Below are 14524 nucleotides of genomic sequence, written 5' to 3'. Positions count from 1 at the left end.
CTCCTGCTACTGCTGACCGGTGTGTTGGCGTACTCGGTGTCGAAAGACCCTGAAGCGCGTCGTCAGCCGCTGCGACTGGTGCGTGAAACCTACCGGCTGTACCGCGGCCCGCTGATCCGGGGTCTGATTCCTGAGCTTCGGGTGTACCTGCGGCCGGGATTTCATCCCGATGACATCGACACCGGCGCATTACTTGAGCGATGGCAAGAGGAATTGTTCGGCTCGGAAGGAACTCTCGTCGGTTACCTGAAATAATATAATCGACTCGGAAGCTTCCTCTATCAGAAAGTTGAAAGTCATTGTCCGAATTTTTTGATGTTGTGGTGGTGGGAGCCGGGATTTCGGGCATCAGCGCGGCCTGGCACCTGCAAGACCGCTGCCCTACGAAGAATTATGTCGTTCTGGAGCGCAGAGCTGATCTGGGTGGCACGTGGGATCTATTCAAGTATCCGGGCATCCGGTCGGACTCAGACATGTGCACGTTCGGGTTTCGTTTTAAGCCGTGGCACTCCCCGCAATTGACTGTTGACGCTGCGACGATTAAGGGCTACCTGCGGGAAGCTGTGGTCGACAATGGCATCGATAAGCATATCCGGTTTGGCACGCAGGTGGTGTCTGCGGACTGGTCGGATACCGACAGGTGCTGGACCCTTGAGGTGATTCGTGATGGCCAAGAGAGCCAGATCACGGCAAGCTTCTTATTTGCTTGCAGCGGCTACTATGATTACGACCAAGGATATCGTCCCGAGTTCCCCGGGGAGGAGGCTTTCGGCGGCATTATCGTGCATCCGCAGCACTGGCCAGAAGACTTCGATTATGCCGAGAAGAAGATCGTTGTGATCGGGAGCGGCGCCACAGCGGTCACCTTGATTCCTTCTCTCGTCGAATCAGGTGCCGACCACATTACGATGCTGCAGCGTTCCCCAACCTACATCGGATCCTTACCCAATATTGATCCCATCGCCGCACAGTTCATCAAGTGGTTGCCGGTTGCGGCAGCGGACTTTCTCAACCGCTGGAAAAATATTCTGTTGGCCGTGGCGCAGTATCAGGTATCGCGACGTTTCCCCGGTTTGATGCGCAAAGCGCTGATCGCTTGGGTCAAGCGCCAGCTGCCCGCCGACTATGACGTGGACACGCACTTCGCGCCCAAATACAATCCTTGGGACCAACGCATTTGCTTGGCGCCTAACGGCGATCTGTTCAAGGCCATCAGGTCCGGCAAGGCCGATGTGGTCACCGATACGATCGACCACTTCACCAGAACGGGGATCAAGCTTTCTTCGGGTGATGAGTTGACTGCCGATGTCATCGTGACCGCGACCGGTTTGAACATGCGGCTCTTCGGCGGCACCAAGATCGCTCGTAACGGCCAGACCGTCGACGTCGCCAAATCGATGACCTACAAGTCCATGCTGCTGTCCGATGTGCCGAATATGGCGTTCACCATGGGCTACATCAACGCGTCGTGGACCTTGAAAGCAGATCTGGTGTCCGAATTCATCTGTCGTTTACTGAATTACATGGACGCACACGGCTACGACACCGTGGTGGCCCCCCACCCCGGGGAAGGTGTCGAAGAACTGCCTTTCGCCGATTTCACACCCGGCTACTTCCAGCGCGCGCTTGATCAGTTGCCGAAGGCGGGATCTCGCGGGCCATGGCACGTAAAACACAATTATCTGTTCGATATCCGCAAACTACGCCACGGAAGAATTGACGACGGCCTGCAATTCACTGCCAAAATATCCCGGTCGGCAACTTACCGGCTCCCAAACCATGCCAAAGCGCTCTCGGAAAGCCATCGAGTTCGGCTAGCACAACAAAACGGCGAAGTGCCTCACGTAAAAGTGAGCGGGAAGTAGAGGCTGGCGCCTCATGCATCATGGTGAGCGCGTGAGGGGCTTGCGTTACTTTGTCTTGGCCCAATTGGTTGATTGACCGGATCTAATCGGAAAACATCAAGGTGAGTGGACAGCCCGAAGGCACCCGGCAGAGGTTTGCGTGGGTCGGGACGGCTTTGGGTGACTGTGTTTTCCAGGGCTAAGTGGTCTGGCTCGTAAGTTCGTCGGGGGTCACATCCAGGCGGTGGGGTCGCCGAGGTACAGGTGTTGCCGGGCACTCAAAACCTGACTTAGGACAGTTTCTGAGGCTGCTCAGTCATGCAGGGCGTTGAACTGCGGCTTTGCTTCGTGTTGAGGCGAGACTTGGACACTAAATCCGGGGCTCTAGGGTGCGGTGGTGGCCTATGTGCGCACCGTGAAGACCGCTTCAGGCGCGACTGCGGTGCAGATCGTGTGGTCCACGCGGCGTGGGTCGCGCAAGATCGAGCATCTGGGCTCGGCACACGACGACGGCGAGGTCGAAGCGCTCAAGGCCGCCGCACGTCAGCGTCTGGCCGAGGGCCAGACCACTCTTGACCTGGGGCTGGCCACCGCAGGTGTCGATGGTGATCCGCTTGAGATCGTTGCGACGAAGTCGACCGCGCTGTGGGACGCGTTGTGTGCGGCCTACCGGGTGCTCGGCTTCGACGTGGCCACCGGCGGCGATGAGGTGTTCCGGGATCTGGTGTTGGCCCGCATCATCGAACCGACCAGCAAGGCCGACTCGCTGCGCGTGCTCGCCGAGACCGGTGTCGCGGCCGTCGACTACCGCACGGTTACCCGACGCCTGCCGAAGTTCGCCAAACCTGCTGTGCGCCAGGCACTGTCAGCGGCGTGCGCAGCCCGGGCAGGACTAGGGGCTACGTCGCTGGTGCTCTACGACGTCTCGACGTTGTACTTCGAAACCGATGCCGGTGACGGGTTCCGCGAACCCGGGTTCTCCAAGGAACGCCGCCTGGAACCTCAGATCACCATCGGGCTGCTCACCGACCTGAGTTAGGACATCTCGGTCGGTTTCTGCGAGCGGAATCGCTGTGACCTGCACGTTCAGGTTGCCGATAGCCGGTTTTGGCTTACTAAGCGGGTAGTCTCCGGTGGGTGTTCGTGCGCAAAGTGCGCACCGCCTCGGGTGCGGTGGCGGTGCAGGTGATGCGCAAATCTGGTCGCCGCGACGAACTGGTCAAGCACGTCGGCTCTGCCCATACCGACGCCGAGTTGGGCATTCTTCTCGAGCAGGCTCGCCAGATCGTTACCGGTGATCAAGACGTTCTGGACTTCGAGGTGCCCGCACGCATACAGCGCGTCACCGACGTGGCTGACTGGCGTAGCGGCACGCTGACGTTGTCGCCGGGGGTGCCCAAGGGTGCTGCTGTGGCCCCGGGACGCACGGCGGGCACCTGCTCACGGCTGCTCTACGACGTAATCGGTGCGATCTATGACTGGGTCGGTTTCGATGTCGTCGATGATCCAGTGTTTCGGGACTTGGTCATCGCCCGGATTGTGGAGCCGACCAGCAAGGTCGATGCCCTGCGGGTGTTGACCGATCTCGGTGCAGACACCGTGTCGTACCGGACAATTCAACGAAGCCTGGCCAAGGTCAACGCCGAGGGCTACCGCGATGCAGTGGCCGCGAAATGCTTCACCCATGCCGCCGATCGGGGTGGACTGAGCCTGTTGCTCTACGACGTGACCACCCTGTATTTCGAGGCCGAGAACGAAGACGGCCTACGCAAGGTCGGATACTCCAAGGAACGGCGCATCGATCCGCAAATCGTGGTCGGCCTGCTCGTCGATCGCACCGGATTCCCTTTGGAGATCGGCTGTTTCGAAGGCAACACTGCTGAAACCACCACCATTATTCCCATCATCACCGCATTCGCGCAACGCCACCTCGAGGCCGCGTTGCCGACGGTTGATCCAGCTGAGGCGTACTCGGTGACCCACAAAGCATTGGGCAGCGCGATCAAGGTCATCGCCCGCGCCGATGACTCCAGCGGCATCATCGGCGACGCCTGCCGGCGGCTTCTGGAACTGCATCCCAAGATCGCCGCCGCCGCGAACGTTGCGGCAGCGAAACTCATCGACTGGATGATCACGTTCCAGTTCGACGGCGACGTCGACTATTTCACCCTCGATCCGGTGGCCTACGCCCCCGCACTGAGCGAGGCCGGGATGATCGCCTACCGGGCACGATTGATGCAGATCGAGGCCAGTCTGGGCCCGCGTCCCGGCCAAGCCGATCGCTGGACATCGCCGCACTCGCATGAGTGGTTCACCCTTGAGTGGAATGCCCGCAGGCTGGCCGTGCTCGACCGGGATATCGACGCGATCATCGCCACCCATGCCCGGGACCGACGCGTCGCGGCCTGGCTGCAGGACACCGCCCAAGCCTTCGAAGAAATCGGGCGGCCCGACCTGGCCATCGAATGGGCCAAGCGGGCCACCGACTTCAACGACGGCCACCAATCCCGCCGCGCCGCCGACTACTGGTGTGAACTCCTCGACCAACATCGGCCCCACGAGTCACTGCAAGCTCGCCTTCTGGTCTTCCGTCGTTGGCCGTCGGCGACAACGGCGGCACATCTGCATGCCGCAGCTCGACACCGCCTGGCCCGATTATCGAGCCGAAGTCTTGGCCACACTCACGTCCCATCCCCGGGATGCCGTGATGTTCACCCTGCGCACCGTTAACGACGTTGAGTTCGCCTGGGATCTCGCGCACTCACTGGCCCTCGCCGACGACCTGACATGGAGCGAGCTGGTCAAGGCCTACGAGAAGGTCAACCCCCTGGCTGTCCTTCCCGTTCTGCAACGCCTCGTGGAAAATGAACTGGAGGTGGCCAAAGCCCAGAACTACCGCCTGGCCGCGCGATGGCTGGCCAAGATGCGCCGACTGGCAGCCGGCAGCGACCACGCGCAAGCGGTCGACACCAACGTAAGAGGTTTTTGTCAAGGCGGATTCCAGTGAACGTCGCAACGGGACGAGTTGCACACTAGTCGTGTGACGAGTCTGCCGGAGACGGATGTGGTGCGCGTGCGGCGATGGTGTCAAGACAAGGTGCCCGAGCATGTGCGTGACGAGGTCCGGGTCGAGGTGGACGTCGCGGAGCGTCATCTGACGATCGTCGAGCGCCGGCCGCCAGGGCGAGCAAATATGGACGCGGACTGGACCCGGTTCCCGATCGCTCGGCTGCGCTATGCGAAAACCCGCGGTGTGTGGTCGTTGTATTGGCGCGACCGTAACTTGCGTTTCCACGCCTATGACCTGGTGTCGCCGACGGCCAATATCGAGGAGTTGCTTGCCGAAGTGGATCGGGATCCCACAGCGATCTTTTGGGGCTGACGGGGGCTACCCGAAGAACCTGCCGGCGCTGTCATAGCCGAGCAGCATTCGAGCGTAACGCTCAATGTCAGCGCGCAGTTCGTCGATGCGGCAGGCGGCGCCGTGGTGGTCGGGCGCCGCAACGTGGTCGTGCAGCGACGCGTCAAGCCGGTTGGGGTCGCTGGCCAGCCAGTCGCTAAGGAAGGCCAACAATTCGCCGAGCTCGACCGCGTCGGCGGCGTCAAGACCAAGGAAAGGACGCATCGGCTCGGCCATGGGAGCCGAGCCTACCCAACGCAGCGGTGTTATGCCGTCTTTAGCGCGGCACCGGCGATCAGGTCAGCGGGTCGGGCCCAGCCCAAAGTTTTACGGGGCCGGTCATTGAGTTCGTCGGCGACTCGCCGCAGTTCTTCAGGCGAGATGTGGGACAAGTCAACACCTTTGGGAAAGTAATCGCGCAGCAAGCCGTTGGTGTTCTCGTTGGAGCCACGCTGCCACGGCGAGTGCGCATCACAGAAGAACACCCGTGTGTCGGTGCGGGCGGTGATCTGTTGATGCAGCGCAAGCTCTTTGCCCTGATCCCAGGTCAGCGTCCGGCGCAGATGAGGAGCAAAAGCGCCCAGGGCACCGGTGAGGCTGTCACACATGGCCTGCGCGGTCGGCCGCCCAGTAGGCACGTGGATCAGGATCACGAAGCGAGTGACGCGTTCGACCAGAGTGCCGATCGCCGAACGGTTTCCGGGCCCCATGATGCAATCCCCCTCCCAGTGCCCGACCTGCACCCGGTCTTCGACCTCGGCGGGCCGATCAGCGATCATCGCCATAGCGGTGAGCCGACCACGGCGTTCTAGCCCCTGCACCCGGCGTCGGCGCCGCCGACGCCGCCGTTTGGCCGGACGGGTCAAATCGATCCTGGGATCATAGATCGCCTGGTAAATCGACTCGGTACACAGATGGCGCTCGGGCTGGTCAGGGAACCGCACCGGCAGTTCATGAGCCACCTGCTCGGGACTCCACCGCTTGCCCAACAGCTCGGCAACCACACCACACAATTGCTCGTCACACGCCACGCGGCGCATCCGCAACGGCCGCGATTGCCGCTCGACCGCAAGCCGCTCCGCCGTAGCGGGCAAGTAGCGGCCCTGAGCGTCAGCGTTACGGCGCAGCTCCCGCGAGACCGTCGAGGCCGCCCTGCCCAGCTCCTCGGCGATAGCGCACACACCGACACCTGCACGGTGCAAATCGGCGATCGTCGCCCTCTCGGCCAGCGACAAGTATCGAGGATCGCGTGGTTTGGATGCTGTGAGACTCACCGGTGGATAGTGCACCGCCTCGCCGGCCTTGTTCAGGACTGTGCGCCCATAGCGCCAGCGTGTCCCCGTCCTGCGGTTGACTCCCACGATCCGACACGCCTCGCAGTGACCTACCCCTTGGGCAATCAGCTGGCCGAACCACTCCCGTTTCTCCACGAGCATTTGTGCTCCCATCGCAACCTCCGGATAGCTTCGGTGTTGCGACGTTCACTGGAATCCGCCCAATGAGTAGGGGGCCCTGCCCATTCCTCGTCTCTACGTAGTTCACCAAGCGGGGTCGTGGTGCCCCGACAGCGTGCAATCGAGTTTGGTGAGGAAGGGGCGGGGCCTGCTCAGGGTGTCGATCGAGGTGGTCCTCTACGCCGGGTGGAGCTTGGCCCCTATCGGGGTGACTTGGGGTTGAGCTGGGGTTAGGCGGCTGCAGGTAGGCCGACGGCGCCGGCGATGGCGGCGTCCCAGGGGATGCGTTGGCAGACGATGACGTGAATCCAGCGCAGCAGCGCGGCCGCGATCGCGGCCCGGGCCTGACCGGGGCTCAGCCGGTTGTGTTCTCGAGTGGTCAGGTGTTGGTAGCGGGCGGCCATGACCGGGTTATGCGACAGCGCGCCCCATACGGCACGCCAGGCCGCCAGTCGTAGCCGGGGCCGGCCTCGCCCGGAGATCCGCGAACGCCCGGTTATGGTGCCGCTGATGTCTTCTCGTGGGCATAGTCCGGCGTGTTTGGCCAGTGCACGGGGGCTGGCAAAGCGAGTGGGGTCACCGGTTTCGGCCAAGATGGTCGTCACCCCCAGCGGGCTAACGCCGGGAATGCTGCCGGCCAGGGTGGTCAGCCCGAGTTCGTCGAGGATTTCCAGCATGCGGGTTTGCACTTGGGCCAGGCGGGTTTTGGTGGCGTGCCAGTCGGCGAGCACCCATGCGGCGCGCCGTAGCGCCCCGAGGCGTTGGGTGGTGACTCCAGTTGGGTCGCTTAGGGCGGCATAGACGGCAGCCATGATGCGCTGACAGGGGCCCTGTTTGGCGCCCCACCGAGGTAGCTCCCGGCGCACCGCGGCCACAAACCGCTGATATCCGCCGCGTGCTGCCTGTTCGGGGCGACCATCAGCGCGGTCTAGCGCTACGGCCACTGCAGCACGCCAACTGATCGAATCGAACGGTTCGGCAGCTGCCGAAAGTACTGCGGGCCAGGCGCACTCCAGCAAGTCATGCAACCGCTGGCGAGCCGAGGTAGCTGTAGTGATCAACTCATCCCGGTAGGCACCCAGTTGGCGCAACTCCGCCCAGGTTTCATCGGGGTGTTCGGGGGAATAACAGTGCAGCTCAGACACCAGCCGCGCGATCAACACCGCGTCCTTGTCGTCGGTCTTGTCCCGGGTGTAGTCCTCAGACTCGCGGGCCCGCCCCACCAACAGCGGCTGCACACACACCAGCCTCATATCCCGCTGCACGGCGAGCTGATCAAGCACCCGCCACCGATGCCCGGTCGGCTCGCAGGCGATGGTGACATCAACAAACCCATGCTGGTGGGCCTGCTGACGCGCCCAGTCCAGCAGCGGACCCAGCTGCCAGGCCCTGGCCTTGACCCGCCGTCGCACCAGCACCCGCGAATCATGATCCGCCAGCACCGCCACCTGCTTGTAATCAGGCAAATCGATGGCAAAGACCGCATTCTCGGAAGAGACCAACTCCCGCAGCCGGGTCAACTTGACGTTACGCTGTTTGTCACCACGCGACAGACCACTACCCTGAACCATGACGTCCTCCTCGGTGTATTGGGATTCAAAGCCCGTCAACGACACCAGGAGGACGTCTTCTCTATCAACATTCATCGGCATAGCCCTCTTACTACGCTGGTCGCCCAATTACGCCAGACCCGCCGCCGACCACGACTCCAACAGGAATTCGACCGCGCCGGACTACCCTGAACGTAACCGCGGTCCTGATCGTGGTGGCCAGCGGCAAGAGCCCTTGCGAAGGATCTGCTTACCGGCGATCTTGGTGTGCCCGTAGGAAGCGCCTTGCTTGGCGTGCCCATAGACCGGGCGCAGCAGCGAATCGATGTCGATGAACACCCGCTGGTCGGCGCCGGGCAGCGGCTCGACCCGCCGGCATAATGCCACCAGGTGATCGCGCAGCACCGACTCGAGTTGGCGGGCATGCCCGAAGGTGAACTCCCGCAACAACGTTCCCACCGTCGAGGGTGCATACACGCCGTCGAACAGGTCTTCATTCCACCGCTGCGGAGCACGTCGACGTCGTCACCGGCGCACATGCCGGCCACCACGGTGGCCAGCTTGGGTGCCGGGTTGGCCGACCCCGACTTGATCCGTGGCGCACTGATGCAGACCTTCTTGTCGAGCAACCGCAACAACCCGGTCTGCTCGGCAAGCGTCATCACCGGCACCAGCCCGGCGCACGACACGAGGTGCTCATCGTCGAACACCGCAGACCCTGCGGCGAAGCTATGCGACACTTTCACCGAGAGTGCCTTTCTGACTAGGCCGAAGTTACTGCTGGATGGGTAGCCGATTTGGCGCTTTGAATTGGGGTTTTGCTGATTTGGGCTGGGCTGTGTCTGACTACGCGGCGATGGTGAGGGGGATGTTGGCCTCGATGAGGTCGAAGGCGCGACGTTGATCGGGTGTGGGCTCGGTGAGTGTGTCGATCTCGATGTTGGTGTGCTGGTAGCGGATTCGGTTGCGGGTCAGGGTGCCCAGGTGGTTGAGCAGAGCCTGGAAGCTGCGCAGTACGGTTCTGTCGGGTGCATGATGGCGGGAGGCTTTGGCCTGGGCTGCAGGAGAGCGCTGCGCGGGCGCGACCGGGTTGTCGCGTTGTGGGGGATTTTCATCGGTTGGAAATCCCCCGGGGCCTGGGGCGCCTCCTCGGAGCAGGTGCGGGTGGTGATCGCGTTACGCAGCAGCGGTGAGGGTTTGGTCGTGCAGATGCCTTTGATGCGCATCCGCTCACGGGCGGGTTTGAGGTAGCGGTCCACGGTGGCCGTGCTCATCACCGTCAGCTCGGCCATGGCCGCTTCGGTGGCTAACGGCTTGTCAAGATCACCGGCTTCGGCCAGCCCGGCAGCCACAGATCGAGCATGACCACCAGGTACTTGCCGCACGGCATGCCCATCAACACCCACACATGCTCCAAAAGCGCCCTGGCATCATCGCTGAAGCCCCGCGGCCGCAACCTGCGCCGGTCGACCTGGCTGGCCGGGTCGGCCAGCTTCGGGCCGGTCAGCATCCGCCGGGCCGTCGAGCGGCCCATCCCGGTGGTGGCCACCACCCGATCCAAGATCTTGGTCTTGTCCGCCTTGCACGCTTTGCGGTACTGAGCTTGCAGCTTGTTGGTTACCTGCCGTCTGGCGGCCATGTCGATCTTGCCCTCCACATCGGGCAAGCCTTCCGCGCTACGCGCTCAAAATCGGTGAGGCACCACCACCGGCCACGCGCTCAAAGTAGGTGAGGCACGCCGGCTACATCAAGCTCCCACGACGCGAGGAGGATGTCCCGAGTTTCGTGGAACTTCGGTGGCGGCCCGGTGAGCATCAGGCTGCGCTCACCTCGTCATTGTGCACGACGGGTCCGACAGGTTCGGCGAACTCGCGGTCGAGTGCGGTACGCAGCGCCGGTAGGTGCAGGTGACCATTGACGCGGCGGAACTGCTTTCCGGCCTCGACCATCCCGGCTGCACACCAGCGCAGCGCTATCTTCCCGTCTCGCCACCGTTTGACGTTGGTGGCGTGTTGGCGACACAGCGAGATCATCGACTCGATCGTGTTGGTCGAGCGCAGCGTGCGCGCCCAGGCGCAGCACCGTGAGCGTCTCGTCGAGGCCCTCACGCAGGCTGGCCGCCGCGCCGGGATGGGTGCGGTCCAACTCCTTGGCCAGCGCCAGCAGCGCGGCCTCGGCCTCCAACGCGGAGTCGGCGTGGTAGGCGTCGGTCATCCTGCGGCCCACTGTGGCCCGAAGCCGTTGCGGCAGGCGGTCTTTGACGTTCCTGATCTTGTGGGTTTGGCAGCGTTGAATCACCGGGCGCTCCAACACATCGAGCACCGCCTTGCGCAGCGCCTTGGACCCGTCGAGCCCCACCAGCATCGGGCGGGTCACATCCAGACCCCGCTCACGCAGACCGATCAGCAGGTCGGTGACCAAGGTCGCGTTCTCGGTCGAGCCCTCCACCAGCGCCAGCGGATGCTTGATGCCGTCGATGTCGATGCCCAACGCGACGACACAGCAGGACTCGGCGAAATGCACCCCGTCGATCATCAGCGCGACGACATCCAGCCCCGACAGATCTGCCGACAACAACTCGGCCAGCGCGGTTTCAGTCATCGCCACAAACCGGCGCGAGACAGCCGACTTGCTTGTCGCAGAGGATGTCTCAGTCACCTGCTGGCCGACCGGCTCGAGCCCGACCGGGTAGCGCCGCGTCGACAAACCGGCCAGCATCTTCTCCATCGCCATCTTGCCCAGGATCTCCGTCGAGCTGAACAACTCATAGGAGTCGATCGGCAGTTCGCCCGCCCCGTCGGCGGCCCGCACCCGCGGGCGAGTCACCGGCACCCGGCGTCCGCCCAGGGTCACCGACCCGTACTCGCGGCCATGGCGCACCGCCGTCCGGGCCGGGTCATGTTTGCCCTTCGGCCCGGCCAGCGTGGTCACGTCGGCCTCCATCAACGCGGCCATCACCTGCAGACCCGCACCCACGGCCAGAGCCAGCAGCCCCTCCTGCATGTCCTCGGCGATCTCGGTCATCGCCACACTGACCCGCTCCGGGATGGCGGTCGCGTCAATGGACTGGATCTGACTACTCTTTTTCACGGCGGTCCCCTTGCTGTTGGTGTTCTTGGCAGAACGCCCGACACCTACCACACGGCAGGTCACGAGCGGGGGACCGCCACCTCAAGTTCTACGAGACCTGGGAGTACGCCCAGCGAGCGGGAGGGGTCACGCCGATGAAGACGTGATCTGACTCGTTCGAAAGCTCGTCGTCGCCAGCCGGTGCAAGTCCGGCCCGGGTAGCCGCCAGGGGGCCCGGTAGCAGGCTGCCGGCGTCGGGGGGAAACGCCCGGCGTCGAAGTGCAGTGTAAAGAGCCCTGTAAGGGGAAGCGACTGAGCGGTCCGCAGCATCAAGCGAAGCCTGCCGCGCCGTGAACGTGCCCGCGAGAGCGGGATAAGGGAGAGCCGAGCCCCGTCCCTCAGGGCGAAGGCCATGGAAGTGGTGAAGAACCTGGAGAGCAACCGCCAAGAACTCCCCGGCGTAGGGGGCGTGGAACGTTCAGAAGGTGATGGCGGGAACTGGGGAGGCCGTCCCCGGCCCGGTGACTGCGAGGACTCACCGGAGCGTGGCGTCCTATAACCGGTGGTGAGCCGGGAAGTGGGCGATCAGCCGGGACGGAGTCGGAGGCGGTCGTAGTACCGATCGAGCTGGCGGACAACACAACCGCCGGGTAGGGAAGGGCCGCTACTTCGTCCGTGCTTGTGCGAGAAGGAGTTGCCGGTGAGTGCCCTTGTGGCTAGTCCCACCCTCGGGGTCGGGGGTGATGTCCTCGACCCGGTGCGTGCCTTGCAGCGCAAGCTTTACCGGGCGGCCAAGGCCGATCCCGGACGACGGTTCCATGCGCTCTACGACAAGGTCCATCGCAGGGACGTGTTGGGGCGGGCGTGGGTAAAGGTGTGGCGCAACGGCGGCGCACCAGGCGTCGACCACCAAACCATCGCAGATGTTGAGGAATACGGGGTGACCCGTCTACTCAACGAGTTGGAAGTAGAACTACGGGAAGGCAGCTTCAGGCCGCTCCCGGCCCGGAGGGTCTACATACCCAAGCCTGGCCAAACAGAGCGTAGGCCGCTGTCGATCCCGGCCGTTCGCGACCGGGTCGTGCAGGCCGCTGTGAAGATCGTGCTCGAGCCGGTCTTCGAGGCGGATATGATGCCGTGCAGCTTTGGGTTTCGGCCTAAGCGATCGGCGCACGACGCCCTGCAGGTGCTCATCGATGAGTCCTTCGGGGGCAAGCGGTGGATCGTCGAGACGGATATAGCCAATTGCTTTACGGCGATTCCGCATGACGGGTTGATGTCAGCAGTTGAGGAGCGCATCTGCGATCGCAAGATCCTTGCCCTTCTGCGAGCGTTCCTGCGAGCAGGAGTGATGGAGGAAGGAGCGATCCGACGGGAGGTCTCAGGGACTGCGCAGGGTGGGGTGATTTCGCCGATGCTCTGCAACGTGTATCTGGGCCGACTGGATCGGGCCTGGCGTCCTGCATATGGGCGACTGGTCCGGTATGCCGACGATCTTGTGGCGGTCTGCCGCAGCCGGGGCCAAGCTGAGGCGGCCCTGGTCAAGCTGACCGCGTTACTTCGGGGCCTCGGCCTGGAGCCGAAGCAGTCGAAAACCAGGATCGTGCAGCTCGTGGAGGGACAGCCGGGGTTTGATTTTCTCGGCTTCCACCACCGGCTGGTGCGTTCACTCCCACGCCGGGGTGCCAGTGGGTATGTGTTTCTGGCCCGCTGGCCCTCCGAAAAGGCGATGCGACATGCCCGGGCGCGCATCCGGTTTCTGACCAAGCGTGCCCGGTTGGTCGCACCGGTCGAACAGGTCGTGGCGGAGGTCAACTTGTTCCTCCGCGGCTGGGCTGGATATTTCCGGTTTGGCAACTCGGCCTGGGCCTTCGACAAAACCAGGCAATACGCTCAGCTGCGCATCGCGCTGTTCGTCGCAAAGCGGCACCAGCGCGGCCGCTCCTGGGGGTTCCACCAGATCTACCGATCGCCGGCAGATCTGGGTCTGGCCTCCTTGAACGGAATCATCGTTGCCCCCAGAGCCAACAAGCCCTGGCGGGATAGGCCGAATGCCGGCGGTGAAGGATGTCGGTGAGCCGTGTGCGGGAGGGAGCAGCCGACAAGGCTGCGACCCAGCTGGTGAGAGTCCAGCCGTGTCAGTTGTCCGTGTCGGACACGAAGCAACGCCACTGCCCGGATCGGGTAACCGGCCGGGTTCTGCGTGGTGTGAAAGGCCTGGCGGCTCGGCGTCTTTGGGCGTCGCGGTCGGAGCAACCTGGAGGTCGAGCGAGCGTAGGAGCCCGAAGGTAATCGAATGACTGCAGCCTCGATATACGGCTCCCCACCGAAGTTGCTGTGTGGGGTAAATCCGCGCGTCGAACCCGTTTCCCGTGGGGTGAGACCGGTGTCCTCGGTCAAGCAACGGACAAAAGCAGCCGAGGAGCGTGGCGGGGTATGGGTCCGAGCACCTGCGCAAGGGTCGCAGAGATAACGTCGGGAAGGGCCATCTCCCAGCAGGGGCTGACAGCAACCTGCAAAGACCGCGCGCACAAGGCGGAAGCCAAGGCGCGAGGAGGGATTTGGTCTGGCGCATGGGCCCATAGGAGCGATGAAGGAGGGGTAATGCCCTCCCAGGCGACTCATGAGGTCGCCCCGACCCCGGGTAACACCCTGGGCGGGCAAAGGGGCCCTGGGCACTGGGTGGCCAACAAGCCAGGACCGCGGGAGGACATGGCCGGGATCGCCCGGCCCAACCTCCCCTCAGGCGGGCGATCATGGTGGCGAACGTCGAGGCCAGAAGGGAAACCAACTGGTCGGTGCACTACCCACCTACCGTCGTCCACTACCTGGGCTGTGTCCGGAACTTGGTGGCGAGGAGGCAGGCAAACTGTCGGCGCGAGGGGTGTATGCGAGTCAGCGCTTAAGCTTCCGCACCGACGGGCAGGCCTGCGCTCTGATAAATGGCGTGCAGAGCCCAGGTCAGAACCGGACTCGGGAAATCCGACCGTCCGGGATCGCAGGGCGGCTTTGAGAAACGTGACCAGCACTATGAGGTATGTGCTGGTGCGCGCGCTCAATTTCGAGCCCGACAACCGCATGCACGGTTCGACGGGCGGGGGCTGGAAACGGAACGCGCCTGCGTCACCGCGCCAGTCCCCGACCCAACCAACCTCCGACGCGAACGCTATAGTTGTTGGCCATGGGATTAGCCGCTTGAGGATCGAC

8 protein-coding genes and 6 pseudogenes are annotated in these 14524 nt (G+C 63.6%); 8 read left to right on the top strand and 6 right to left on the bottom strand.

What is annotated here, in order from left to right; genetic code table 11:
- The 7 genes and pseudogenes from MFM001_RS24200 to MFM001_RS24175 form a co-directional block, all read left to right on the top strand.
- Nucleotides 1–255: pseudogene (locus MFM001_RS24200) on the top strand (metal-dependent hydrolase); the annotation flags it as partial.
- Between the two features lie 44 nt (nt 256–299).
- Complete coding sequence (locus tag MFM001_RS24195) at nt 300–1865, top strand: NAD(P)/FAD-dependent oxidoreductase (RefSeq protein WP_116377753.1); 1566 nt, start codon at nt 300–302, stop codon at nt 1863–1865.
- Between the two features lie 421 nt (nt 1866–2286).
- Nucleotides 2287–2874 (top strand): annotated as a pseudogene (locus MFM001_RS24190) (IS1634 family transposase); the annotation flags it as partial.
- Nucleotides 2875–3032: 158 nt separating this feature from the next.
- Nucleotides 3033–3812: pseudogene (locus tag MFM001_RS24185) on the top strand (IS1634 family transposase); the annotation flags it as partial.
- A gap of 6 nt (nt 3813–3818) precedes the next feature.
- Complete coding sequence (locus tag MFM001_RS25280; RefSeq protein WP_337590250.1) at nt 3819–4574, top strand: DUF6880 family protein; 756 nt, start codon at nt 3819–3821, stop codon at nt 4572–4574.
- Nucleotides 4552–4851, top strand: coding sequence for a hypothetical protein (locus MFM001_RS24180; protein ID WP_057003581.1), 300 nt, complete (start codon nt 4552–4554; stop codon nt 4849–4851). Before MFM001_RS25280 ends, MFM001_RS24180 begins: the two co-directional genes overlap by 23 nt.
- A gap of 33 nt (nt 4852–4884) precedes the next feature.
- Nucleotides 4885–5226 (top strand): DUF3024 domain-containing protein, encoded by a 342-nt coding sequence (locus MFM001_RS24175; protein ID WP_202814353.1) that lies wholly within the window; start codon nt 4885–4887, stop codon nt 5224–5226.
- Between the two features lie 6 nt (nt 5227–5232).
- Here the strand turns inward: MFM001_RS24175 and MFM001_RS24170 are convergent, their stop codons facing one another.
- From MFM001_RS24170 to MFM001_RS24145, 6 genes and pseudogenes are all read right to left on the bottom strand, one after another.
- Nucleotides 5233–5481 carry a hypothetical protein gene (locus MFM001_RS24170; RefSeq protein WP_057003580.1) on the bottom strand — a complete coding sequence of 83 codons (249 nt, stop codon included), beginning with the start codon at nt 5479–5481 and terminating at the stop codon, nt 5233–5235.
- A gap of 29 nt (nt 5482–5510) precedes the next feature.
- Nucleotides 5511–6518: an IS30 family transposase gene (locus MFM001_RS24165; protein WP_371685623.1), complete on the bottom strand. Its 1008-nt coding sequence runs from the start codon at nt 6516–6518 to the stop codon at nt 5511–5513.
- A gap of 410 nt (nt 6519–6928) precedes the next feature.
- On the bottom strand, nt 6929–8269 hold the full coding sequence (locus MFM001_RS24160; RefSeq protein WP_160118042.1) for an IS110 family transposase: 1341 nt from the start codon (nt 8267–8269) through the stop codon (nt 6929–6931).
- A 121-nt stretch (nt 8270–8390) separates the two neighbouring features.
- A pseudogene (locus tag MFM001_RS24155) lies at nt 8391–8994 on the bottom strand (IS1380 family transposase); the annotation flags it as partial.
- Nucleotides 8995–9498: 504 nt separating this feature from the next.
- A pseudogene (locus MFM001_RS24685) lies at nt 9499–9782 on the bottom strand (transposase); the annotation flags it as partial.
- A gap of 280 nt (nt 9783–10062) precedes the next feature.
- Nucleotides 10063–11251: pseudogene (locus MFM001_RS24145) on the bottom strand (IS256 family transposase).
- A gap of 766 nt (nt 11252–12017) precedes the next feature.
- Here MFM001_RS24145 and ltrA point away from each other — a divergent pair.
- Nucleotides 12018–13394, top strand: coding sequence for a group II intron reverse transcriptase/maturase (gene ltrA, locus MFM001_RS24140; RefSeq protein ID WP_057003550.1), 1377 nt, complete (start codon nt 12018–12020; stop codon nt 13392–13394).
- Nucleotides 13395–14524: the final 1130 nt, after the last annotated feature.

The organism is Mycobacterium sp. MFM001 (assembly GCF_003402475.1).
GTDB lineage: Bacteria > Actinomycetota > Actinomycetes > Mycobacteriales > Mycobacteriaceae > Mycobacterium.
Note: the sequence above shows the minus strand (reverse complement) of the source record. Positions and strands in the feature narration are given on the sequence as shown.